Annotated in this window: 21 protein-coding genes and 1 pseudogene; 16 read left to right on the top strand and 6 right to left on the bottom strand. The window is 64.6% G+C overall.

Features of this window, described 5'->3' with window-relative positions:
- Positions 1-113 precede the first annotated feature (113 nt).
- A pseudogene (locus MRBLPB4O_RS10770) lies at positions 114-362 on the bottom strand (RHS repeat-associated core domain-containing protein); the annotation flags it as partial.
- 313 nt (positions 363-675) lie between these two features.
- Here MRBLPB4O_RS10770 and MRBLPB4O_RS10765 point away from each other — a divergent pair.
- A complete protein-coding gene (locus MRBLPB4O_RS10765) occupies positions 676-2,052 on the top strand; it encodes an MFS transporter (protein ID WP_341798386.1) in 1,377 nt (458 codons plus the stop codon).
- A 12-nt stretch (positions 2,053-2,064) separates the two neighbouring features.
- On the top strand, positions 2,065-2,415 hold the full coding sequence (locus MRBLPB4O_RS10760) for a cupin domain-containing protein (protein ID WP_341798385.1): 351 nt from the start codon (positions 2,065-2,067) through the stop codon (positions 2,413-2,415).
- A gap of 116 nt (positions 2,416-2,531) precedes the next feature.
- Here MRBLPB4O_RS10760 and MRBLPB4O_RS10755 read toward each other — a convergent pair whose 3' ends face one another.
- A complete protein-coding gene (locus MRBLPB4O_RS10755) occupies positions 2,532-3,590 on the bottom strand; it encodes a GlxA family transcriptional regulator (RefSeq protein ID WP_341798384.1) in 1,059 nt (352 codons plus the stop codon).
- Positions 3,591-3,790: 200 nt separating this feature from the next.
- On the opposite strand from MRBLPB4O_RS10755, the gene MRBLPB4O_RS10750 reads away from it, so the two are divergent.
- The 3 genes from MRBLPB4O_RS10750 to MRBLPB4O_RS10740 all read left to right on the top strand — a co-directional run bounded on the left by MRBLPB4O_RS10750 (position 3,791) and on the right by MRBLPB4O_RS10740 (position 6,687).
- Positions 3,791-5,182, top strand: a complete 1,392-nt coding sequence (locus tag MRBLPB4O_RS10750) for an FAD-binding oxidoreductase (protein WP_341798383.1) — start codon at positions 3,791-3,793, stop codon at positions 5,180-5,182.
- Between the two features lie 10 nt (positions 5,183-5,192).
- Entirely contained in the window at positions 5,193-6,161 is a 969-nt protein-coding gene (locus tag MRBLPB4O_RS10745; protein WP_341798382.1) for an NAD(P)-dependent oxidoreductase, read from the top strand.
- 208 nt (positions 6,162-6,369) lie between these two features.
- Positions 6,370-6,687, top strand: coding sequence for a DUF2388 domain-containing protein (locus MRBLPB4O_RS10740; RefSeq protein WP_016487609.1), 318 nt, complete (start codon positions 6,370-6,372; stop codon positions 6,685-6,687).
- Between the two features lie 59 nt (positions 6,688-6,746).
- Here the strand turns inward: MRBLPB4O_RS10740 and glcC are convergent, their stop codons facing one another.
- The gene (gene glcC / locus MRBLPB4O_RS10735) at positions 6,747-7,511 is read right to left on the bottom strand and encodes a transcriptional regulator GlcC (protein ID WP_341798381.1); all 765 of its coding nucleotides are present in this window, start codon (positions 7,509-7,511) and stop codon (positions 6,747-6,749) included.
- Between the two features lie 195 nt (positions 7,512-7,706).
- Between glcC and glcD the strand changes: the two genes are divergently transcribed.
- The 7 genes from glcD (at position 7,707) to MRBLPB4O_RS10700 (ending at position 16,276) form a co-directional block, all read left to right on the top strand.
- Entirely contained in the window at positions 7,707-9,206 is a 1,500-nt protein-coding gene (glcD, locus tag MRBLPB4O_RS10730; RefSeq protein ID WP_016499135.1) for a glycolate oxidase subunit GlcD, read from the top strand.
- Positions 9,206-10,258, top strand: coding sequence for a glycolate oxidase subunit GlcE (glcE, locus tag MRBLPB4O_RS10725; RefSeq protein ID WP_341798380.1), 1,053 nt, complete (start codon positions 9,206-9,208; stop codon positions 10,256-10,258). Before glcD ends, glcE begins: the two co-directional genes overlap by 1 nt.
- Positions 10,259-10,267: 9 nt before the next feature.
- Positions 10,268-11,503: a glycolate oxidase subunit GlcF gene (glcF, locus tag MRBLPB4O_RS10720; RefSeq protein WP_341798379.1), complete on the top strand. Its 1,236-nt coding sequence runs from the start codon at positions 10,268-10,270 to the stop codon at positions 11,501-11,503.
- A complete protein-coding gene (locus MRBLPB4O_RS10715; RefSeq protein ID WP_341798378.1) occupies positions 11,496-11,894 on the top strand; it encodes a heme-binding protein in 399 nt (132 codons plus the stop codon). The genes glcF and MRBLPB4O_RS10715 overlap by 8 nt, the downstream gene beginning before the upstream one ends.
- A 152-nt stretch (positions 11,895-12,046) precedes the next feature.
- Complete coding sequence (locus MRBLPB4O_RS10710) at positions 12,047-14,215, top strand: malate synthase G (RefSeq protein ID WP_341798377.1); 2,169 nt, start codon at positions 12,047-12,049, stop codon at positions 14,213-14,215.
- 206 nt (positions 14,216-14,421) lie between these two features.
- Positions 14,422-14,760, top strand: coding sequence for a hypothetical protein (locus MRBLPB4O_RS10705; protein WP_016499130.1), 339 nt, complete (start codon positions 14,422-14,424; stop codon positions 14,758-14,760).
- 82 nt (positions 14,761-14,842) lie between these two features.
- Complete coding sequence (locus MRBLPB4O_RS10700; RefSeq protein WP_341798376.1) at positions 14,843-16,276, top strand: PLP-dependent aminotransferase family protein; 1,434 nt, start codon at positions 14,843-14,845, stop codon at positions 16,274-16,276.
- Here MRBLPB4O_RS10700 and MRBLPB4O_RS10695 read toward each other — a convergent pair.
- Positions 16,269-17,465, bottom strand: coding sequence for a cyanate transporter (locus MRBLPB4O_RS10695; protein ID WP_341798375.1), 1,197 nt, complete (start codon positions 17,463-17,465; stop codon positions 16,269-16,271). The two genes, MRBLPB4O_RS10700 and MRBLPB4O_RS10695, sit on opposite strands and share 8 nt — an antisense overlap.
- A gap of 201 nt (positions 17,466-17,666) precedes the next feature.
- On the opposite strand from MRBLPB4O_RS10695, the gene MRBLPB4O_RS10690 reads away from it, so the two are divergent.
- Entirely contained in the window at positions 17,667-18,104 is a 438-nt protein-coding gene (locus MRBLPB4O_RS10690; RefSeq protein WP_016499127.1) for a carboxymuconolactone decarboxylase family protein, read from the top strand.
- Positions 18,105-18,151: 47 nt separating this feature from the next.
- Here the strand turns inward: MRBLPB4O_RS10690 and MRBLPB4O_RS10685 are convergent, their stop codons facing one another.
- Positions 18,152-19,162, bottom strand: a complete 1,011-nt coding sequence (locus MRBLPB4O_RS10685; protein WP_341798374.1) for an AraC family transcriptional regulator ligand-binding domain-containing protein — start codon at positions 19,160-19,162, stop codon at positions 18,152-18,154.
- A 168-nt stretch (positions 19,163-19,330) separates the two neighbouring features.
- Here MRBLPB4O_RS10685 and MRBLPB4O_RS10680 point away from each other — a divergent pair, with 168 nt between their 5' ends.
- Genes MRBLPB4O_RS10680 through MRBLPB4O_RS10670 form a run of 3 tightly spaced genes read left to right on the top strand, consistent with a single transcriptional unit; the run spans position 19,331 to position 21,971 of the window.
- Positions 19,331-20,515: an acetyl-CoA C-acyltransferase family protein gene (locus tag MRBLPB4O_RS10680; protein WP_341798373.1), complete on the top strand. Its 1,185-nt coding sequence runs from the start codon at positions 19,331-19,333 to the stop codon at positions 20,513-20,515.
- Between the two features lie 13 nt (positions 20,516-20,528).
- The gene (locus MRBLPB4O_RS10675; protein ID WP_049275465.1) at positions 20,529-21,377 is read left to right on the top strand and encodes a 3-hydroxybutyryl-CoA dehydrogenase; all 849 of its coding nucleotides are present in this window, start codon (positions 20,529-20,531) and stop codon (positions 21,375-21,377) included.
- Between the two features lie 12 nt (positions 21,378-21,389).
- Positions 21,390-21,971: a TetR/AcrR family transcriptional regulator gene (locus MRBLPB4O_RS10670; protein WP_016499123.1), complete on the top strand. Its 582-nt coding sequence runs from the start codon at positions 21,390-21,392 to the stop codon at positions 21,969-21,971.
- 109 nt (positions 21,972-22,080) lie between these two features.
- Here MRBLPB4O_RS10670 and MRBLPB4O_RS10665 read toward each other — a convergent pair whose 3' ends face one another.
- The gene (locus MRBLPB4O_RS10665; RefSeq protein WP_016487624.1) at positions 22,081-22,458 is read right to left on the bottom strand and encodes a response regulator; all 378 of its coding nucleotides are present in this window, start codon (positions 22,456-22,458) and stop codon (positions 22,081-22,083) included.
- Positions 22,459-22,499: the final 41 nt, after the last annotated feature.

Here is a 22,499-nt window from a genome sequence, read left to right as displayed (position 1 = left end):
GACCTGGATCTTGACGTGCTATCCGACGAAGATGAGCCTCTAGAATTGAGACGCCTGTGATTGTTTCGAGCAACCGGCCGCCCCCGCTCCCTGCCAGGCATATGTCCAGAGTCATCTTGAAAATTGACAGGATCGCACTTGCAGTAAACATAACTATTGATTTCAGCTCGACCAAATGGGCTCCAACTGTCTGGTGATAGAAAGCGCCTGAGGGCCGGGGTGTATGCTCTGTATCCATTACCTAGCAAATACAGCCCAGCAATGGACTGCCTGGACCACCCGTTAAAACCGAGCGCCCCCTGTTCCAAGCCCAATGGAGAAAAACCATAAGGGTCATATGCCTGGGTTCGTAACGGTGTCACATCGCTCACGGCTCACCTCACTTCGCTAGTCCTCTGAGCTGGAGGATGATCTCGATCAATTACAAGATCTACTGGCAAAAATAACAGCCCATGACTCAGCTCCCCCACTACAGCTGCCGACAGACGCGTGCCGTATCCTCCTCGAAATGCCTCAATTCCGCCTGGTGCCGGTAGGCCAGTGGTATCCGCCAGTCCTCGGCACACCCGGTCATCCCATCCCATGACTCGTCCGAGCCGTTATAGGGCGCCCGCGCCAGCCGGTGCCATAGTGCCGCCACGTTAGTGCACCACATAACAACAAGAGGTAAGCCGTATGTCCGTTTCCAAACGCTCCGTAGAAGATGCGCCGCTCAACGGGTTCCACCGCAAACTAACGGTCTATTCCGCTGGCGGGCCATTTCTCGATGGCTACGTACTGAGCATCATCGGCGTCGCCATGCTGCAAATTACCAATGCCTTGCAGCTGTCGGCCCTGTGGGAAGGGCTGATCGCCGCGTCAGCATTGATTGGTGTCTTCCTGGGTGGTTTTCTCGGTGGCTGGTTCACTGACAAGTACGGGCGCAAGGTCCTGTACCTGATCGACCTGGTCGCCATCGTCGGTTTTTCAGTGGCGCAGTTCTGGGTCGAGTCGGCCTGGGCCCTGTTCGCCTGGCGGTTGCTGATCGGTATCGCGGTCGGTGCCGACTACCCGATCGCCACGTCGTTGCTGGCCGAGTTCCTGCCACGCAAGCAACGTGGGCCGTTGCTGGCGGCCATGGTGCTGATGTGGTTTGCCGGTGCCGCCGTGGCCTACATGGTCGGCGAACTGCTGCTGCGCGTGGGCGGTGAAGACGGTTGGCGCTATGTATTGGCCAGCGCCCTGATACCCGGTGCGCTGTTCCTGGTTGCCCGCAGTGGCACACCAGAATCGCCTCGCTGGCTGCTGAGCAAAGGCCGAACCGCCGAAGCCGACGCCGTGATCAAGAAAGTCTACGGCCCGGACTACTCCATTGCTGACCTGCCAGAGCAGACCAGCGACAAACCGGTGTCGGTGTGGTCGCTGTTCCACTCCGGTTACGGCAAGCGCATGGCCTTTGTCACCCTGTTCTGGACCTGCGCGATCGTGCCGCTGTTCGCCATCTACTCGTTTGCCCCCAAAGTGCTGCAGGCACTGCAACTGACCGGTGACTGGGCGGCCTTTGGCTCCATCGCCATCACCTTGCTGTTCACCCTGGGCTGCCTGGTGGCCACCAAACTGATCAACCGCCTGGGCCGGCGCAACATGCTGATCCACAGCTTCCTCTGGTCGGGTATGTCGCTGGTGCTGCTGGGGGTGTTCCCGGATGCCTCGCCAACCACCGTACTGGTGCTGTTCGGCGCCTATGCCGTGCTGATCGGCGGCGCCCAGGTGCTTGAATACGTCTACCCCAACGAGCTGTTCCCCACCGAAATCCGTGCGTCAGCGGTGGGCCTGGCCACTTCGTTGTCACGCATCGGCGCGGCCGTGGGCACGTACCTGGTGCCGATATCCCTGGCCTCCTACGGCATTGCCAACACCATGTTCGCTGCCGCCCTGATCTCGCTGTTCGGCGCCCTGATTTCCTGGTGGCTCGCCCCCGAGACCAGCAAGCTCGACCTGCAGCAAGCCGCGGCGCTTGGTAACCCCACCCGCACCACTACCGCTGCCAAACCCGCTGTTCGTAAAGCCTGAAGGGGCCTTTTCGTGAACCAAGTACTGACTGTCGTGCGCAATGCCCCTCTCGCGTCGCTGGGTGCCCCTGCCCCGGCCCGCCTGCCGATCGGTGAACCCGTCGCCCAGGCAGCCACCGCCCAGGACCAGACCGACGAAGCCGTCGGCGCCAGCATCGGCGTATGGGAAAGCGGCCCGGGCGTGTTCCGCCGGCACCTGAAAAACCGTGAGTTCAGCCACATTGTCAGCGGCTGGTGCACCTTCACCCCCGACGGTGGCGAGCCGGTAGAGCTGCGCGCCGGCGACGCAGTGCTGTTCCCGGAGAACTGCGAGGGTGTCTGGGACATTCGCGAAACCCTGCGCAAGACTTACGTGCTGTTCTAAGGAACAAATGGATGATCGAACGTATCAGCCCCGGCAAACGGACCAGCCGGATGGGGATGCAGGCCATCGGCCAGCCCTGATACCCACGCGCTCCTACCGCTGACCGCGATAACTTGTTAGAGCTCCGGGTCCAACCCCGCCTTGTCGCCATGCCAGTCAAACCGCTCCACTTCATGCCTGCGCTTGCGGAAGCTATACGGCGTCTCGCCATACTGCTTGCGGAACCACAAGATAAAGTGCGACGCATCGGAAAACCCGCACGCCAACGCAATGGTGGTGATGTTCTGGCTGGTGTTCACCAGCAACCGCCGGGCATGGTCCAGGCGCAACTTGCGCCAGTAGTTGGCCGGCGGCTCCTGAGTATTAGCCACAAATTCACGGTGCAACTGCCGGGGGTGGGTGCCCACCGCTTCAGCCACGGCCTTGAGCGTCATCGAGGCATCCAGGTTGGCGCGCATGAAGCTGATCGCCCGCTGCACGCGGTCGTTCTGGTACACGCATTCGCTGGCCGTCTTCTCCTGCTCTTCGGCGCGCTCATCCACCAGCAGGTATTCCAGCCCCTTCTGCGCCCGCACTGCGCCGCAATGCCGGCGGATCAGGTTGGCCGCCAGGTCAATGGCCGTGCCGCCCGGGCAAGTGATGATGCCGCGGTCGTCCACGTAGCTCTTGTCGATCACCGCCGTGGCCAGTGGAAAACGCTCCTTGAACTCGTCACGCAAGGTGAAATGCAGCGCACAGCGCCGGCCATCGAGCAGCCCGGCTTTGCCAAGCACGAACGACCCCGAGCACAAGGCGATTATCGGGATATTCGCCGCATGCACCTCACGCAGCGCATCCAGCAGCCAGGCCGGCGGGTTGCGGGTTTCGTCCAGCAGGCCACCGGCCAGCACCACATAGTCGTACTGGGCAAACAGGTTGAGCGGCTTGGTCGGCGAAATGGGCATGCCGCAACTGGCGGTGATCGGCTGGTCGTCCAGCGTCATCCAGTCCCACTGGCACAACACCTGCTGGCTGCGGAATGACTTGTCCGCAGCAAAGCGCAGCGAGTCCACCAACCCCGCCACCGGCACCAGGGTGAAGTGGTTCATCAGCACGAAGCCTACCCGTAGTTCGGGCTTGACCTGCGCAGTGATGGCGTGGGCTTGTACCGGTTGTTCTTGTTGTTCGGCAAACATGGACGCTGGCCTCGTTACATCGGTAATGGTGCCATTCTAAAGCGCGCCCTGCGTCCGTCATATCATATGCATCCCCACAAATAGGAAATCCGTGACAAAAGGCGGCGCCGTTCTATCAATTGTCATGGCTGTAATATCAGCCCCCAGCCCCGGCTGAGCATCATGTAGGCACAAGACAAACATGCTCAGAGGCACCCCTCATGTACCGTGGATTCTGGTATGCCCAGGCGCTGGACCTGGACAACGACCTGGCCCCTGCCCTGCAGGACTCGATTCAAGCCGACGTGTGCATCGTCGGCGGTGGCTTCCTTGGCTTGTGGTCGGCCATCCGCCTAAAACAGGCGCACCCGGAAAAAACCATCGTCATCGTCGAGCGCGACCGCTGCGGCTCGGGGGCCAGCGGGCGCAACGGTGGCGTGGCCACCAACTGGTGGGGCAAGTACCTGTCGGTGCGCACCATCTGCGGGGATGTCGAGGCGCGGCGCATCTGCGAGGCGGCGGAGTCGGCCATCGACGAGATCGGCAGCTTCTGCCAGGAGCACGGCATCGACGCCCAGTACCGCAAGGACGGCTGGCTGTGGACGGCCACCAACCAGCGGCAGATGAACTCCTGGCGCGTGCTCACCGACGGCCTGCAGAAACTCGACGTAAACCCGTTCCAGGAACTGGACCGCCAGACCATTCGCGGCCGCGTCGGCTCGCCACTGGTGCTGGGCGGCATCTTCGACCCCAACGCCGCGACCGTACAGCCCGCCATGCTGGCCCGCGGCCTGCGCTGCGTGGCACTGAAACTGGGCGTGCAGATTTTCGAGAAATCGCCGTTCACTCACCTGCAGCGTGGCAAGCACCCGGTGGTGCACACCGCCAAAGGCCATGTAAAAGCCAACCACGTGGTGCTGGCGCTCAACGCCTGGGGCGCGCAATTTCCCGAGCTGCGCCGGATGATCGCGATCATGTCCAGCGACATGGTTGCCACCGCGCCGGTCAAGGCCAAGCTCGACGCCATCGGTTTCAGCGGCGGCGAATGCATGACCGACTCGCGCACCGTGCTCAACTACTGGCGCAACACCCCTGACGGGCGCGTGGTGTTCGGCAAGCCGCTGGGCCAGTTCGCCTATGCCGGGCGCATCGGCGACCTGTATGAAAAACCCTCGCCGGCCGCCGACAAGGTCGCTGCCGAACTGCGCCGCCTGTACCCGCAGTTGCAGGATGTACCGGTGGTCAGCAGTTGGACCGGGCCGATTGACCGGGCCATGAAGGGCCTGCCCAACTTCGGCTACCTCGACCATCACCAGACCGTCAGCTATGGCATCGGTTTTTCCGGCAACGGCGTGGCCACCACCGTGTTTGCCAGCCGCATCATCAAGTCCTTGGCCACCCATGCCAACGACGAGTGGACCAACTGTGGCCTGGTCAACCAGAAGATGAAGCTGCTGCCGCCAGAGCCGTTGCGCTTCTTTGGCGCGCATCTGGTTCGCGATGCACTGGTGCGCAAGGAATCGCTGGAAGACCACGACCAGGATGCCGGCTTCATCACCCGCCAGCTTGTGGGCATGGCGCCCGCCGGTTACGTGCCCGCGCAGAAAAAATAAGGACAAGACCGTGAGCGAACATATCGTCTTCCTTGACGACGAAGGCTTGGCGCCTTCCACCCGCCTCAAGCGCCCCGACTGCGATCACACCTGGCAGCAGTACGCCTACACCCACCCCGACCAGATGCTTGAGCACCTGAAAGACGCGACGGTGGCGCTGACCTGCAGCGTACCCCTGCGCGAAGAGCACCTGCGCCAGCTGCCCAGGCTGAAGATGATCTCGCTGGCCCTGACCGGCCGCGACATCGTCGATGTCGACTACTGCGAAGCCCACGGCATCGAAGTGTCGAGCGTACCGGGCTATGCCGCCAACACCGTGGCCGAGCACAGCCTGGCGATGATCCTTGAGCTGTTCCGCCGCCCGGCCGCGTTCACCCGCCTGATGCGCCAGGTGCATGCCGGCGACAAGCCGTACCAGAACATCTACTTCAACCACCGCATCCGCGATGTGCGCGACAAGCAGTTGGCAATCATCGGCAGCGGCCCGATTGCCCTGCGCCTGGCACACCTGGCGCGGGCATTCGGCATGCAGGTGCTGTTCGAAGACCGCAGCGGCAAGCGCCAGGGCGCCGATTGCCGGCCGCTGGCCGAGCTGCTGAAAAGCTGCGACGTGCTGTCGATCAATTGCCCGCTCACGCCAGAAACCCACAACCTCATTGATGCCGGGCAGCTGGCATTGATGAAGCCCGATGCCATCGTGGTCAACACCGGCCGCGGCGGCGTGGTCAACGAAGCGGCGCTGATTCAGGCGCTGCAACAGCGGCGCCTGGGCGGTGTGGCGCTGGATGTAGTGGAAGTGGAGCCGCTGCACCCCAGCAACCCGTTGTTCGAACTGATCGACCGCGACGACTTCCTGCTCAACCCGCACATCGCCTGGAGCAGCGAAGACGCCATGCAGCAGCTGATGGACAGCGCCGTGGACAACATCAGCGACTTCGTCGCCCGCCAGGTTTCTGAGAAAAGGACTCGCACTGCATGACCCTTGTCACCAAAAACCGCTACGTCGATGGCGCCTTCGTGTTCTTTACCCGGGTGAAGACCACCTACCAGTTGGCCTGACCCTACCTCGGGGGCCGCGCGGCGGCCCCGACAATCTCCAGCCAGCAAAGGGAACTACCCGCCCCCCCGGCCCTCTTAAACACTGAGTGGTTTATTTCCCTGTGCTTCACGCTATTGGAGAACTCGACATGCGCCACCTACTCCTCGCCCCTGCGCTGCTGCTCCTGCTGCCTGCTGGTGCTGCCCTGGCCCGCGTCGATGCGGGCGACGTCGCCACCTCAGCCGGTGTTTCCGCTTCGCTGTATTCGACCTTCAAGGACGACAAACGGATCATCCCGGCCCGTGACGAGCTTTCTGCCTTCGTAGCAAGCGGCGGTGCAATCCGTGGCGCCTATGTAGAGTCGGCGCTGGAACAGGCCCGCAAGGACCATCCTGGGCTGCAGGCCAATGATGAAGAGCTGGCCAGGGCTATTCTTTCCCAGGATGACCGCATAGCCGATCATTGAGGCAATCCTGTGCCAGCCCTTTCGCGGGCAAGCCCGCGAAAGGGCTGGCACAGGCAGCATCACCCCCAACCATCCATGCGCATGGTTGCCCGCACCAAACGCTGCTCTTCCTGTTCGATCTCCCGCAAACTGTCGCGTATCCCGTTGATATGCTCACGCGCCGCCCGCTGCGCCTGCTCCGGCAGTTGCTCCATCACCGCGTGATACAGCCGCGCATGCTGCCGATCAATCTGGCGTTTCTGCGCCGGCCGGCAATACAGGTTGTTGACCGACGCAAACACCGTGCTCAAGGTCAGGTCACTGAGCGATTGCAGGGTATGTACCAGCACCGGGTTGTGCGACGCCTCGCTGATAGCCCGGTGGAAGGCATGGTCACGGCGGGCGTGCTCACGGGCGTCCAGCGCCTCTGCCGCCTCGTGGGCCGCCAGCATTTCTTCATAACGCCGGCGAATCAGCAAGCGGTCGACCTCGGTGGCGCGTAACGCCGCCAGCCGCGCCGACTCGGCCTCCAGCAACGCCCGCACCTCCAGCAGGTCGAACAGCGTGCGTGGCTGCGAGCTGAACAGGTGCATCAACGGTGTGGTACCCGCCTGCCCCGTCAGGTCGGCAACGAACGAGCCTCGCCCCTGCTCGGTGTCGATGATGCCGCGCCCACGCAAAATGCGTAGCCCTTCGCGCAGGGCCGAGCGTGAACAACCCAGCTTCTCTACCAGCCGCCGCTCCGAAGGCAGGGCCTGGCCCACCTTCAGCACGCCGTCGACGATCAGTCGCTCCACCCGCTCGGCCACCTGGTCGGCGACCTTGGCCTTGCCATCAGTAACCACTGCGCACCCTCCTGCTGGTAGGACCAGTTAGACAACGTGCTCCAATCTAGCCGGGTAAACCCATCAATAACCAGTAGACCGAAGAAAAACTGGTAGGACCAGTGCCTGCCATGCTCGACCACTGCTGCTGGCACGCGCAGGCTGCAACGGTGACCGCTTTGCCAACAACAACAAAAACCGTTGCCGAGTAAGCCGATGAATATCCTGTACGACGAACGCGTCGATGGCGCGCTGCCCGCCGTGGACCAGGCAGAGCTGCTGCAGGCACTGCGCAGTGCCCTGCCGGACCTCGATATCCTGCACCGCGAAGAAGACCTCAAACCTTACGAATGCGATGGCCTGTCGGCCTATCGCACGGTACCGCTGCTGGTAGTACTGCCCGAGCGCCTGGAGCAGGTGCAGACGCTGCTCAAGCTGTGCCACCAGCGCGGCGTACCGGTGGTCGCGCGTGGCGCCGGTACCGGCCTGTCGGGCGGTGCCCTGCCGCTGGCCAAGGGTATCCTGCTGGTGATGGCACGCTTCAACCGTATCCTGGAGGTCAACCCGCAGGGCCGCTACGCCCGTGTGCAGCCCGGCGTACGTAACCTGGCCATCTCCCAGGCCGCCGCACCCCATGGTATGTACTACGCACCAGACCCCTCCTCGCAAATTGCCTGCTCCATCGGTGGCAACGTCGCCGAGAACGCTGGAGGCGTGCACTGCCTGAAGTACGGCCTGACCGTGCACAACCTGCTCAAGGTGGACATTCTCACGGTCGAAGGGGAACACCTGACCTTGGGCAGCGACGCCCTGGACAGCCCCGGCTTCGACTTGCTGGCGCTGTTCACCGGTTCTGAAGGCATGCTCGGCATCGTCACCGAAGTTACCGTGAAACTGCTGCCCAAACCTCAGGTGGCGCGGGTGCTGCTGGCCAGTTTCGACAGTGTCGAAGACGCTGGCCGGGCGGTGGCCGAAATCATCGCTGCCGGCATCATTCCAGGCGGCCTGGAGATGATGGACAACCTGGCAATCCGCGCCGCCGAAGACTTCATCCACGCCGGCTACCCCGTGGACGCGGCGGCCATCCTGTTGTGCGAACTGGATGGCGTGGAGGCCGATGTGCACGACGACTGCGAACGGGTGGCCGCCGTGCTGACCCAAGCCGGCGCCCGCGAGGTACGGCTGGCCTGCGACGAGGCCGAGCGGGTGCGTTTTTGGGCCGGGCGCAAGAACGCCTTCCCGGCGGTGGGGCGCATCTCCCCGGACTACTACTGCATGGACGGCACCATCCCACGCCGCGAACTGCCGCGGGTGCTCAAGGGCATCAGTGACCTGTCCAGCGAATACGGCCTGCGCGTGGCCAACGTGTTCCACGCCGGCGACGGCAACATGCACCCGTTGATCCTGTTCGATGCCAACCTGCCCGGCGAGCTGGAGCGGGCCGAAGCCATCGGCGGCAAGATCCTCGAACTGTGCGTGGCGGTGGGCGGCAGCATTACCGGCGAGCACGGCGTAGGCCGCGAAAAAATCAACCAGATGTGCGCGCAGTTCAACAGCGATGAAATCACCTTGTTCCACGCGGTCAAGGCCGCCTTCGACCCCCAGGGCCTGCTCAACCCCGGCAAGAACATTCCCACCTTGCACCGCTGCGCCGAGTTCGGCGCCATGCACGTGCACCACGGCCAACTGCCGTTCCCCGACCTGGAGCGCTTCTGATGAGCATGAACCGCGACATCAGCCAGGCCCTGCTGGAGCAGGTCAACCAGGCCTTGAACCAGGGCACGCCACTGCGTATCCAGGGCAGCAACAGTAAGGCCATGCTCGGCAACCCGGTGGCCGGCGAAGTACTCGACACCCGCAGCCACCGTGGCATCGTCAGTTACGACCCGACCGAACTGGTGCTCACCGCCCGGACAGGCACACCGCTGCGCGACATAGAAGCAGCCCTGCACGAGGCTGGCCAGATGCTGCCCTGCGAACCCCCGCACCTGGGCCCCGAGGCCACTTTGGGCGGCATGGTCGCGACGGGCCTGTCCGGCCCCAGGCGGCCGTGGGCCGGGTCGGTACGTGACTACGTGCTCGGCACGCGGGTGATCACCGGTCACGGCAAACTGCTGCGCTTTGGTGGCGAGGTGATGAAGAACGTGGCCGGTTACGATGTATCTCGGCTGATGGCGGGCAGCTTTGGTTGCCTGGGGTTGTTGACGGAGGTGTCCCTGAAAGTGCTGCCCCGGCCGCGCGAATGCCTGAGCCTGCGCCTGCCGATGGGCTGCCACCAGGCATTGGAAGCGCTGGCCGAGTGGGGGCAGCAGCCACTGCCGATCAGCGCCGCCTGCCATGACGGCGACGCGCTGTACCTGCGCCTGGAAGGCGGTGAAGGCTCGGTGCAGTCGGCACGTCAGCGCCTGGGCGGCGATACCCTCGACAGCGGTTTCTGGAGCGACCTGCGCGAACAGCGCCTGGCGTTCTTCAACGACCCTGCGCCGCTCTGGCGCTTGTCACTGCCCAACGCCACCGGCGAGCTGCACCTGCCCGGCCGGCAACTGATCGACTGGGGGGGGGCCCAGCGCTGGCTGAAATCCAGCGCACCGGCGCAGGCAATTCGCGACCACGTCGCCAAGGTGGGTGGCCACGCCACCTGCTACGCCCCCGGTGCAGCCAGCAGCCCGCCCCTGCCCGCCGCACTGATGCGTTACCACCGCGCCCTCAAGCAGCAGCTCGACCCCCAGGGGGTATTCAACCCTGGCCGCCTGTACCCGGACCTGTGAGGCCAGACCATGCAAACCAACCTGAGCGAAACATCCCGCCAGCTGGCCCGCGCCGACGAAGCCGAAAGCATCCTGCGGTCCTGCGTGCACTGTGGTTTCTGCACCGCCACCTGCCCCACTTACCAGCTGCTGGGCGATGAACTGGACGGCCCGCGCGGGCGTATCTACCTGATCAAGCAGATGCTCGAAGGCGAGCCGGTAACCGCCAGCACCCAACTGCACCTGGACCGCTGCCTGACCTGCCGCAACTGCGAAACCACCTGCCCATCCGGGGTCAAGTACCACGACCTGCTGGACATCGGCCGCGCCGTGGTCGAACAGCAGGTACCACGCCCGCTTGGCCAGCGCCTGCTGCGCCAGGGCCTGCGCGCGGTGGTGCCGCGCCCGGCACTGTTCAAGGCCCTGACCCGCGGCGGCCAAGCCCTGCGCCCGCTGTTGCCGGCCACGCTCAAGCGCAAGCTGCCGGCGCGGATGACCCCACCCGGCCAGCGCCCGGCACCGCGCCATGTACGCCGGGTGCTGATGCTGGAAGGCTGCGTGCAGCCGGCACTGTCGCCCAATACCAATGCCGCCGCCGCACGCCTGCTGGACCGCCTGGGCATCAGCATCGAACCCATCCACCAAGCCGGCTGCTGTGGCGCGGTGGACTACCACCTCAATGCCCAGGAGCAAGGCCTGCAACGTGCACGGCGCAATATCGACGCTTGGTGGCCGGCCATCGAAGCAGGCGCCGAGGCCATCGTGCAAACCGCCAGCGGCTGCGGCGCGTTCGTGCGCGACTATGGCCACCTGCTGGAGCACGACCCGCGCTACGCAGCCAAAGCAGCAAGGGTCAGCGCCCTGTCCCGCGATCTGGTAGAAGTATTGCGCGATGAGCCGGTCGAGCAACTGGGCCTGTGCGCCGAACAACGCCTGGCCTTCCATTGCCCCTGTACGCTGCAACACGCCCTGAAACTGGGGGGCGCGGTAGAGGCGCTGCTGACGCGCCTGGGCTTTACCCTGACCCCGGTGCCGGACGGCCACCTGTGCTGCGGCTCGGCTGGCACCTATTCGCTGACCCAGCCAGCGCTATCGCTGCAACTGCGTGACAACCGCCTCAACGCACTAGAAAGCGGCAAACCGCAAGTCATCGCCACCGCCAACATCGGCTGCCAGGCCCACCTCGACGGGGCCGGGCGCACGCCAGTACGGCACTGGATCGAAATCGTCGAAGCAGCCTTGAACCCGGAGACCCCTCATGCATAGCAAGTTCGTTATCGGCCAGGCCGAAGTCGCCCGTGTGCTGACCGCCGCCCGCCAGGAAGCCCTGGCCCAACACTGGAACGTGACCATCGCCGTGGTCGACGACGGTGGCCATCCCCTGGCCTTGGAGCGCATGGATGGTTGTGCGCCGGCCAGTGCCTACATTGCCGTGGAAAAAGCCCGGACTTCCGCGCTGGGGAGCAAGGAAACACGGGATTACGAGGAAATGGTCAACGGTGGCCGTACCGCATTCGTCACCGCACCGCTGCTGACCAGCCTGGAAGGTGGCGTGCCATTGCGGGTGGATGGCCAGGTGGTGGGTGCCATTGGCGTGTCCGGGGTCAAGTCCGAACAGGACGCCCAGGTGGCCAAGGCTGGGGCTGCTGCCCTGTAAATTCTGTACCGGCCTCTTCGCGGGCTTGCCCGCTCCCACCGGCATCGCACAGGTCTGAATCCCTGCACAGTACCTGTGGGAGCGGGCAAGCCCGCGAAGAAGCCCGCACAGGCGACTGAATTTCCGAAGACCGAACATCGAGCGAACACACAATGCCAAACGAACTCCAGATCGCCCCCACCCTCCAGCGCTTCATCGAAGACGAAGTCCTCCCCGGCACCGGCATCGAAGCCAACGCCTTCTGGCAAGGTTTCAGCACCCTGGTCCACGACCTCGCCCCGCAAAACCGCGCCCTGCTCGCCGAACGCCAGCGCCTGCAAACCGAGCTGGACAACTGGCACCGCCAGCATCCCGGCCCGATCCACGACATAGCCGCCTACCAGCACTTCCTGCAAGGCATCGGCTACATCGTCGACGCCCCCGAAAACGTGCAGATCAACACCGCCAACGTCGACCGCGAAATCGCCGTGCAAGCCGGCCCGCAGCTGGTCGTGCCGCTCAGCAATGCTCGCTACGCCCTCAACGCCGCCAACGCACGCTGGGGTTCCCTCTACGATGCGCTGTACGGCACCGATGCCATTGCCGAAACCGCTGGCGCCGAACGCGGCCAGGGCTACAACCCGGTACGCGGCGCCAAGGTGATTGCCTATGGCCGGCAGTTCCTCGACGCTAGCGCCCCACTCGACGGTGCATCACACAGCGACGCCAAGGCCTATGCGATTAACCAGGGTACGCTGCACGTGACGTTGGCCGACGGCCGCCAGGTCGGGTTGCAGAATCCAGCACAACTTCATGGCCACCAGGGTGAGCCGAGCACACCCACGGCGATCCTGTTGCAGCACCACCGGCTGCATTTCGAAATCCGAATCGACCCGACCAGTGCAATCGGCCAACAGGACCTGGCCGGGGTCAAGGACATCGCCCTGGAAGCCGCACTGACCACCATCATCGACTGCGAAGACTCGGTAGCTGCCGTGGATGCCGACGACAAGGTCAACGTCTACCGCAACTGGCTGGGCCTGATGAAGGGCGACCTCAGCGAGCAGGTCAGCAAAGGCGGCAAGACCTTCAGCCGCACCCTGGCCGCCGACCGCCAGTACCAGGGTGCAAACGGCCAACCCCTGACGCTGCCGGGCCGCTCGCTGCTGTTCATCCGCAACGTCGGCCACCTGATGACCAACCCGGCCATCCATGACCGCGATGGCCGGGAAATCCCCGAAGGCATCCTCGATGCCGTGGTCACCAGCCTGATCGGCCTGCACGATCTCAAGCGCCGCGGCAACTCCCGCGAAGGCAGCCTGTACATCGTCAAGCCGAAGATGCACGGGCCGGCCGAAGTGGCCTTCGCCGACCAGCTGTTCGGCCGTGTCGAGGCCCTGCTGGGCTTGCCTGCGCATACCCTGAAGATGGGCATCATGGACGAGGAGCGGCGCACCAGCGTCAACCTCATGGCCTGCATCGCCAGTGCCGCATCACGGGTGGTGTTCATCAACACCGGCTTCCTCGACCGCACCGGGGACGAGATGCACAGCGCCATGGAAGCCGGCGCCATGCTGCGCAAGGGCGACATGAAAGGCACCGCCTGGATCCAGGCCTACGAACGCAGCAACGTGCTGGTCGGCCTGGCCTGTGGCCTGCGCGGCAAGGCGCAGATCGGCAAGGGCATGTGGGCCATGCCTGACCTTATGGCGGCCATGCTCGAACAAAAGGTTGCCCAGCCAAAGGCCGGTGCCAACACCGCTTGGGTACCGTCGCCCACTGCCGCCACGCTGCATGCGCTGCACTACCACCAGGTAGACGTCGCCGCCGTGCAACAGGCGCTTGAACAGGTTGACCTGGGCGCCCAGCGCCAGGCGTTGCTGCATGATCTGCTGAGCATTCCGGTCAGCCCGGAACGGGCGTGGAGTGCCGCAGATATCCAGGCCGAGCTGGACAACAACTGCCAAGGCATCCTCGGTTACGTGGTGCGCTGGGTCGAGCAAGGGGTCGGCTGCTCCAAGGTGCCTGACATTCACGATGTGGGCCTGATGGAGGACCGCGCCACCCTGCGCATTTCGGCGCAGCACATTGCCAACTGGCTGCACCATGGGGTGGTGGATGACGAACAGGTCGAAGCGACCCTGCAGCGCATGGCCAGGGTGGTCGACCAGCAGAATGCAGGGGACCCGGCGTATCGGCCGATGGCGGCCGGTTTCGAGGCATCGCATGCCTTCCGCGCTGCGCGGGAGCTGGTGTTCAAGGGGCGTGAGCAGCCGAGTGGCTATACCGAACCGTTGTTGCATGGCTGGCGGTTGCGCTTCAAGCAGGAGGTTCAACGCTAGATGAGGCTACGCGGCCACAACACGGGATCGGTGGAGGCCGGCGAATTTTGCCGCCGGCCTCTACCACCTGCCAGTCAAGGGCGGTAGTTCGGCGCATTCAGAAATTTCCCACAGCCCTCTCAGAAGCGTCCTACTTGCTGCCTCTGCACACAGAAAACAAGATCGGTGTTGGACAACGCAAGGTCGCGATCCAGAGGAGGTTCCGTATGCACCTGTACGCCCGCTCCATTGCCGAACTGCGCAGCAGCCTGCGCGAAATGCTGACCCATGACATCAGCAACCCCGACGAAGACCCCCACCTGTCGGGGGTGATGTTCTTCTGCGCCACCGACGAGCACTCTCGGCAACTGATCGAACGTATCGAGTTGCTGGCCAGCGAGGTGTTCTTCGACCCGAACGGGCGGGCCATTACCGAACACCTGAAAGCTGCCGCAGTGGATGGCGTGCGTATCAAGCGCAACCGCCAGGCGCCAGCGGACGAGACAGTGATCCGCATCGCGGTGGCGGACAAGGGCTATATCACCGTGAGCACCGCCCGGTTCTGAGCATTTTGGGGCTGCTTTGCAGCCCCATGCCCTTCCCTGTCCAATCCGCTATCCTGAGCACTCCCCCGCTCCGGACCACCCCATGGAACTGCACATTCGTCTGGAAGGCCGCAAAGGCCTGGCCGATCAGCTTTACCAGCAACTGCGCGCCGGTATCGACAGCGGCCACCTGGCCGCTGGCACCCAACTGCCGCCCACCCGCCTGCTGGCTGAACAACTGGGCGTATCGCGCAAGACCGTGGCCGAGGCCTACTCACGGCTGAGCTACGACAACCTGCTCAGCGGCGTGGTCGGCCGTGGCACGTTCATCACCCCGCGCCAACCACGGCGCAGCCATGAGTCCGCCAGCGTTCCCCTGGCCGGTGCCGCATCCCTTGAACGCTGGCAGCAGCGCGCCACCGTGCTCGCCCAACGCCAGCTGCAAACGCCCTCGCGCTATGACTTTGTCGGCGGGGCATCGAGCAAGTCGCAGTTCCCGTTCGACCAATGGCGCAGCTGCCTGAATTACGCCCTGCGCCGCAGCCAGCGTCACCCCGAGCGGCAGTTCCAGGCGCAGGGCCTGCCGGAGCTGCGCGAAGCCATTGCCCACCACATCGCCTACGCCCGCGGCGTGCACTGCAGCGCGGCCGACCTGCTGGTGTGCAACGGCGCCCAGCAAGCGCTGGACCTGATTGCCCGGGTACTGGTCGAGCCAGGCTGCCAGGTGGCCATGGAAGACCCCGGCTACCCGCCGGCACGGCAACTGTTCCTGGCCCTCGGGGCACACCTGCAATCGGTGCCGGTAGATGATGAAGGCCTGTGCGTGGAGCAGATCGCCGACGGCACCCGGCTGATCTACGTAACACCCTCGCACCAGTTCCCGCTGGGCATGCCCATGAGCGAGCCGCGCCGGCATGCCCTGCTGGCGCGAGCCGCCGAGTTGGGCGCACTGATCATCGAAGATGACTACGACTGCGAGTTCCGCTACCACGGGCCAGCCTCGGATGCCCTGCAGCGCCTCGACCGGCATGGCCTGGTGGCCTACGTGGGGACCTTTTCCAAAACCCTGCTACCCGAGTTGCGGCTGGGTTATGCCGTGCTGCCACCAGCCGTGCTGCAGGCCGCCTGCGTGGCAAAGCACCTCAGTGACTGGCACAGCCCGACTTTGCTGCAGTGGGCGTTGGCGCGCTTTTTGGGCGAAGGCCACCTGAACAAGCACATCCGCCGCTGCCACGAGGTCTACAGCGCTCGCCGCGAGCGCATCCTGGCGCGCCTGGGTGGCGACCTGGCACCATGGTTCAGCGCAATCCCCGCCAGCGCCGGGTTTCACCTCAGCGCCTTGGCTGCGCCCGGGGTGGATGTGGAAGTGCTGGCCAACCTCGCACGCAAGGTAGAGGTCGGCCTGTATTCACTGGCGCCATTCTTCAGCGAAGCGCCGGCACGCCCGGGGCTGTTGCTAGGCTTCGGCGCCATCGAACTGCTGGACATCGACCCGGCACTGGACCGGGTGCGCGATACCCTGCAACGCCTCAGTTGACTGGCACGGGCTTGCCTGTTGGGACTGGGCGCGCGATGGCTGCGGCATAGCCACGCGGGTTGAAGCAGGTGGTCACCAGCAGCATGGCCAGTACCGTCACGGTGAGCAGCGTCCACGACGCCTGGAAGTCGCCACTCATGTCACGCAGCCAGCCGGTGATATACGGCACGATACCGGTGATGATGAAGCCGATGCCCTGCACGAACGCCGCCAGGCTGCCGGCCTCGGCGGGCGTCTTCAGGTGCTCCAGGGTCAGCGTCAGGCTTTGGCTGAAGCAGGCGCCCAGGCCAAAACCGATCATCGCAACCCACAGCCCCGAAGCCTGCGTAGGTGCCAGCAGCAGGCCAAGGAAGCCGGACAGCTGGATTGCCAGCGCCAACCACAGGCCTGGGCGGCGGTCAGCCCAGCACCGCAGCAACAGCGGCAAGCCCAGTGCACCGGCTACCTGGAAGACCGTCATCAGGCCAACCAGGTCTGCGCCGCCCTGAGCACTGCCGCCGTGCTCGATATGGTACGCCGGCAGCCACGCCACCATGCTGGTGTAGCCGCCATTGATCAGGCCGAAGTACAAGGCCAGCAACCAGGCCCGGCGCGTGCCGAACCAGTGCCCGCCAGCGGCCCCGGCCAGCTTTGGCGGCCCCTGCCGAGGCCGCAGCACGGCCCAGGCCAGCAGCGCCAGCAGTGCCGGGATCGCCCACAGGCCCAGGCCGACCTGCCAGTGACCGAAGTGGCCGCTGATATGCGGGCCAAGCACGGCAGCCATGCCGCCACCACTCATCAACGCTGCCGAGTACAGCCCCATCGCCCCCGCCAGGCGGCTTGGAAACCAGCGGTTGACCAGGCCCGGCATCATGCCCTGCACCACCGCCACGCCCAGGCCGGCGACCACCGCACTGGCAATCAACGCCCAGGCGCTGTCCAGTTGCAGGCGCCACAGGCAGGCCAGGGCAATTGCAGCCAGGCCACCGAGCATGCCGCCATGCTCGCTGATCCAGCGTCGCAGCCACGGCTGCAGCAACGGCACCAGGCCCATGCACAGCACCGGCAACGCCGTCAGCAGGGCGGCCTGTTGGTAGCCCAAGCCGGTGCTGGCGCGCATGGGTTCGAGTAACGGGCCGATACTGGTCAGGATCGGCCGCAGGTTCAGCGCCAGCAGAATCACCAGCAACAGGTTCAAAGCAGCTCTCATTGTGCATCGGTTCTCTGGTAGCAGGACCGGGCCATTATCCCGGCTTGCCAACCCTGGCAGAAATGAAGAGATTGGATGCTTGCCAGTGGCCACCTGAATGGACGATTGGCCTCCGGCTTATGTGTGCAATTGGCTATCGGGGAGGCCAAAGGGCAGCGCTACAGTAGAGCCATTCCCACCCCACACCTTTTGGAGACAGCCATGCACAACCGTATCGAATGGGCCAAGCACGCCCCGGAAGCCTACAAAGCCATGGTCGGCCTGGAACAGGCCCTGGCCAAGAGCGGCCTGGAGAGCTCCCTGCTGGAGCTGGTGCGCCTGCGGGCCTCGCAGATCAACGGCTGCGCCTACTGCGTCAACCTGCACGCCAACGATGCCCGCAAGGCCGGTGAGACCGAAGCACGCTTGCAGACCTTGAGCGTGTGGCGCGAAACCGCCTACTTCACCCCCCGTGAACGTGTGGCGCTGGCCTGGGTCGAGAGCCTGACCCGCCTGCCGGAGCGTGGGGCACCCCAGGGGGAATATGAAGCCTTGCAGGAGCACTTCGAACCGACCGAAGTGGCCAACCTGACCCTGGCGATTGCCACCATCAATGCCTGGAACCGCTTCGGGGTCGGGTTTGCCATGGTACCGGCCTGATCATTCATTGATCACCGTACCGGCGATAGGGCCGGTACAGGGAACAACTAACGCCCGGCCAACCGCGCCCTATAGCTGCCGGGGCTCTGCCCGGTCCACTTCTTGAACGCCCGGTGAAACGCACTCGGCTCCTGGAACCCGGCCTGCTCGGCTATCTCGGCAATGCTCAACACCCCCTCGCGCAACCGCTCGAAGGCCATCGCCCGGCGCACCTCATCCTTGATCTGCTGGTACGACCGCCCTTCCCGCTCCAGCTGCCGGCGGAACGTGCTGGCACTGATCCCCTGCAGCTGCGCCAGCGCCGCCAAGGTCGGCCACTGCCCATAGTGCCGGGCGCGCAAATGCCGGTACACCTCCGCCACCAGCCCGTTCTGGTTGCGAAAGCGGATCACCAACCCCTGCGGCGCACTGCGCAGAAAGGTTTTCAGGGTCGCCAGGTCCTGCACCACTGGCAAACGCAGGTAGGCGCTGTCGAACTCCACTTCGGTACGCCCGCTGCCCAGGCGCAAGTCCGGCCCCCACAGCAGCAGGTCGTCTTCCTGGGCCGGGCGCGACACGGCCAGCTCGGTGCGGTCGATGGCGATGCGCCGCCCGGCCAGCCAGCACAGCATGCCGATCATCAGCACCAGGTAGGTTTCCTCGGCATACACCCGGGTCAGTGGGTCGGCAATGTTCGACTGCACGCTGATCAGCGCGCGCCCAGCGCGCACCGTCAGGCTGCCGCGCAGGTCGCGCAGGAACAGGCCGAAGCCACCCAGGCACTGACGCAAGGCCTTTTCCAGGTTCGGTTCAAGGATCAGCCCCCGGCAGATCAGGGCGAAACTGCCCAGCGGCATGCCATGGCTGTCGAGGCGGAAGAACTCATCGTCCAGGCGCTGAATCTGTGCCAACCACAGCTCGGAGAACGCCTTGGCCGGTACGCGTGCCTGGGGCTGTTCGAGCAATTGCGGGTCGATGCCAACGGCACGCAGCTGCGCATCACGCTCGGCTGGGCAGTCGCGCAGGGCGTGGAGCATGGCATTGAGAAAGTACACGGCGACCGAATCGCTAGCGCGCATGGTGGTTTTCGCTGTCTATGCTGAGTGGCAAAAAGTGCCAGGTTGTTTGAACAGATCCGGCATAGGCTGCAACAGAGCCTTTGCCTAGACTCGATCCCACTCCGGGACCGCCGGCCATTCTCGCAGAGCCTGGCCCGGTCCCGCCATGCCTAAGCTTACGGAGCCTCTATGAGCAGCCCAGAAATCTACGTCGTCAGTGCCGTGCGTTCCGCCATCGGTGGTTTTGGAGGCTCGCTCAAGGACCTGCCCCTGGCCGACCTGGCCACTACCATCACCCGCGCCGCCATCGAGCGCTCGGGCGTGGCCGCCGAGCAGATCGGCCATATGGTCATGGGCACGGTGATCCCGACCGAACCGCGCGATGCCTACCTGTCGCGGGTTGCCGCGATGAACGCCGGCATCCCCAAGGAAACACCTGCCTTCAACGTCAACCGCCTGTGCGGCTCGGGCCTGCAGGCCATCGTCTCTGCCACCCAGTGCCTGCTGCTCGGTGATGCCGATGTGGCCGTTGCCGCCGGTGCCGAGTCCATGAGCCGTGGCCCGTACCTGCTGCCGCAGGCACGCTGGGGCGCGCGCATGGGCGACCTGCAAGGCATCGACTACACGGTCGGCGTGCTGCAGGACCCGTTCGAACACTTCCACATGGGCATCACCGCAGAAAACGTCGCCGCCAAACACGGCATTACCCGCGAAATGCAGGATGAACTGGCCCTGACCAGCCAGCGCCGCGCCGCCCGCGCCATTGCCGAAGGCCGTTTCGACAGCCAGATCGTCCCGGTGGAGCTGAAAAGCCGCAAAGGCACCGTACAGTTCGCCGTGGACGAGCACGTGCGTGGCGACGTTACCGCCGAGCAACTGGCCAGCATGAAGACCGTGTTCAAGAAGGACGGCACCGTGACTGCAGGCAACGCCAGCGGCATCAACGATGGCGCGGCCGGCCTGGTGCTGGCCAGCGGTGACGCGGTGCGTCGCCTGGGCCTGAAGCCGCTGGCGCGCCTGGTGGGCTACGCCCACGCCGGTGTCGAGCCCGAGCTGATGGGCCTGGGCCCGATCCCGGCCACCCGCAAGGTGCTGGAAAAGACCGGCCTGAAACTGCAGGACCTGGACGTGATCGAGTCCAACGAAGCGTTCGCCGCCCAGGCCTGCGCCGTGGCCCGCGAGCTGGGCTTCGACCCGGATAAGGTCAACCCCAACGGTTCGGGCATTTCCCTGGGCCACCCGGTGGGTGCCACTGGCGCGATCATCGCGACCAAGGCCATCCATGAACTGCAGCGCATCCAGGGTCGCTACGCCCTGGCCACCATGTGCATCGGTGGCGGCCAAGGCATTGCCGTGGTCTTCGAGCGCGTCTGAGGGAGCCTGACACATGAGTATTGAACAGATCGCCGTGATCGGCGCCGGCACCATGGGCAATGGTATTGCCCAGGTGTGTGCAGTAGCTGGCTACCAGGTGCTGCTGGTGGATGTTTCCGACGCGGCGCTGGAGCGCGGCGTGGCCACCTTGAGCAAGAACCTCGAGCGCCAGGTCAGCAAAGGCACCCTGGATGCGGACAAAGCGGCAGCGGCAAAAACGCGCATCCGCACCAGCACCGACTACGCCCAGCTCAGCAGCGCGCAGCTGGTGATCGAGGCCGCCACCGAAAGCCTGCAGCTCAAGCAGCGCATCCTGCAGCAAGTGGCCGCCAACGTCGCCAACGACTGCCTGATCGCTACCAATACCTCGTCGCTGTCGGTCACCCAGCTGGCCGCCAGCATCGAGCACCCCGAGCGTTTCATTGGCGTGCACTTCTTCAACCCGGTGCCGATGATGGCGCTGGTCGAGATCATCCGCGGCCTGCAGACCAGCGACAGCACCTATGCCCAGGCACTGGTGGTCACCGAAAAGGTCGGCAAGACGCCGATCACCGCCGGTAACCGCCCAGGCTTCGTGGTCAATCGCATCCTGGTGCCGATGATCAACGAAGCGATCTTCGTGCGCCAGGAAGGCCTGGCCAGCGCCGAGGACATCGACACCGGCATGCGCCTGGGCTGCAACCAGCCCATCGGCCCGCTGGCCCTGGCCGACCTGATCGGCCTGGACACCCTGCTGGCGATCATGGAGGCCTTCCATGAAGGCTTCAGCGACAGCAAGTACCGACCTGCCCCGCTGCTCAAGGAAATGGTCGCGGCCGGTTGGCTGGGGCGCAAGACCGGCCGCGGTTTCTTCACCTACTGAGGACAAGCCGCCATGCCCCCGGTCAATGCCGCAATGCGCTGTGCCAGCTTTGAGGAGCGACGTGACCGGGCCATGGCGCTGTTTGCCGAAAAGGGCTTTGGCCAGGTCAGCATGCGCGAGCTGGCGGCCCATGTGGGGCTGACGGCAGGCTCGCTGTACCACCACTTTCCCAGCAAGCAGGACCTGTTGTACGACTTGATCGAGGAGTTATACGAAGAACTGCAGGCCACTTTGGACCAAGGCCGCCGGGCCATGGCACGCGGGGCCTCGGCACTGGGCTGCCTGATTGCAGCACACTGGCAATTGCATGCCGAGCGGCCGATGCAGTTTCGGCTGGCAGAGCGCGACTTGTGCTGCCTGAGCGATGACCAGCAGGCGCGCCTGGCCTTGTTGCGCAAACGTTATGAGGCGGGGTTGCTGAGGCTGATCGCGCCGCAGGCGAAGTTGCAGGGGCAGGCATTGGTGGCCACAGCGCATGTGGTGGCGACGCTGCTGAACCAGTTGCCGGGGATGTTGAAGGCATTGCCCGAGGAACAGGGGCTGGGGCTGATGGAGAGCATGTTGGCAGGTGGTATAGAGCGGACCCTGCGATAGCCTGTACTGGCCCTATCGCCGGCAAGCCAGCTCCCACAGTTACGCTGCAGATCTCAAGGCCTGTGCAGTACTTGTGGGAGCTGGCTTGCCGGCGATAGGGCCACCCGCTTTAACGCAAAAGTCTCTGGATCTGCTCGTGCAAGGTGTCCAGGTCAAACGGTTTGGCCAGGATCGGTGCCTTGCGGGTGATCGGGCTGCCTGACTCGAGAATCTCTGCCGGGTAGCCACTGATGAAGATTACCTTCAGGTCCGGGCGCAGCTTCACCGCGGGCTCGGCAATCTCCACCCCGGAGATGCCACCCGGCAAGCGGAAGTCCGTCACCATCAGGTCCAGGTGCGGTTTGCTGGCCAGGATGGCAAACGCCTGCTCGCCATCTTCGGCCACCAGCACGTGGTAACCCTCACCTGCCAGGTAATCACGCAAAATCATGCGAATCGCCGGTTCATCCTCGACGACCAACACCACATCTTGTGCATCTTCACTCATGTTAACGCCTTGAAATTCTTACAGTTGGCCATCAGACCCCA

The organism is Pseudomonas sp. LPB4.O, assembly GCF_038383825.1.
Classification (GTDB): Bacteria; Pseudomonadota; Gammaproteobacteria; order Pseudomonadales; family Pseudomonadaceae; genus Aquipseudomonas; species Aquipseudomonas putida.
The sequence above is the reverse complement of the archived record's forward strand: the minus strand, read 5'-3'. Positions and strand labels throughout refer to the sequence as shown.

Bases quoted from the DNA above. Each gene is read 5' to 3' on its own strand.
- MRBLPB4O_RS10690 (WP_016499127.1), top strand. From the start codon at position 17,667: ATGCACAACCGTATCGAATGGGCCAAGCACGCCCCGGAAGCCTACAAA.
- glcF (WP_341798379.1), top strand. From the start codon at position 10,268: ATGCAAACCAACCTGAGCGAAACATCCCGCCAGCTGGCCCGCGCCGAC.
- MRBLPB4O_RS10675 (WP_049275465.1), top strand. From the start codon at position 20,529: ATGAGTATTGAACAGATCGCCGTGATCGGCGCCGGCACCATGGGCAAT.
- MRBLPB4O_RS10755 (WP_341798384.1), bottom strand. From the start codon at position 3,590: ATGTTTGCCGAACAACAAGAACAACCGGTACAAGCCCACGCCATCACT.
- MRBLPB4O_RS10765 (WP_341798386.1), top strand. From the start codon at position 676: ATGTCCGTTTCCAAACGCTCCGTAGAAGATGCGCCGCTCAACGGGTTC.
- MRBLPB4O_RS10685 (WP_341798374.1), bottom strand. From the start codon at position 19,162: ATGCGCGCTAGCGATTCGGTCGCCGTGTACTTTCTCAATGCCATGCTC.
- MRBLPB4O_RS10715 (WP_341798378.1), top strand. From the start codon at position 11,496: ATGCATAGCAAGTTCGTTATCGGCCAGGCCGAAGTCGCCCGTGTGCTG.
- MRBLPB4O_RS10680 (WP_341798373.1), top strand. From the start codon at position 19,331: ATGAGCAGCCCAGAAATCTACGTCGTCAGTGCCGTGCGTTCCGCCATC.
- glcE (WP_341798380.1), top strand. From the start codon at position 9,206: ATGAGCATGAACCGCGACATCAGCCAGGCCCTGCTGGAGCAGGTCAAC.
- MRBLPB4O_RS10750 (WP_341798383.1), top strand. From the start codon at position 3,791: ATGTACCGTGGATTCTGGTATGCCCAGGCGCTGGACCTGGACAACGAC.
- MRBLPB4O_RS10695 (WP_341798375.1), bottom strand. From the start codon at position 17,465: ATGAGAGCTGCTTTGAACCTGTTGCTGGTGATTCTGCTGGCGCTGAAC.
- MRBLPB4O_RS10665 (WP_016487624.1), bottom strand. From the start codon at position 22,458: ATGAGTGAAGATGCACAAGATGTGGTGTTGGTCGTCGAGGATGAACCG.
- MRBLPB4O_RS10705 (WP_016499130.1), top strand. From the start codon at position 14,422: ATGCACCTGTACGCCCGCTCCATTGCCGAACTGCGCAGCAGCCTGCGC.
- glcD (WP_016499135.1), top strand. From the start codon at position 7,707: ATGAATATCCTGTACGACGAACGCGTCGATGGCGCGCTGCCCGCCGTG.
- MRBLPB4O_RS10670 (WP_016499123.1), top strand. From the start codon at position 21,390: ATGCCCCCGGTCAATGCCGCAATGCGCTGTGCCAGCTTTGAGGAGCGA.
- MRBLPB4O_RS10710 (WP_341798377.1), top strand. From the start codon at position 12,047: ATGCCAAACGAACTCCAGATCGCCCCCACCCTCCAGCGCTTCATCGAA.
- MRBLPB4O_RS10740 (WP_016487609.1), top strand. From the start codon at position 6,370: ATGCGCCACCTACTCCTCGCCCCTGCGCTGCTGCTCCTGCTGCCTGCT.
- MRBLPB4O_RS10700 (WP_341798376.1), top strand. From the start codon at position 14,843: ATGGAACTGCACATTCGTCTGGAAGGCCGCAAAGGCCTGGCCGATCAG.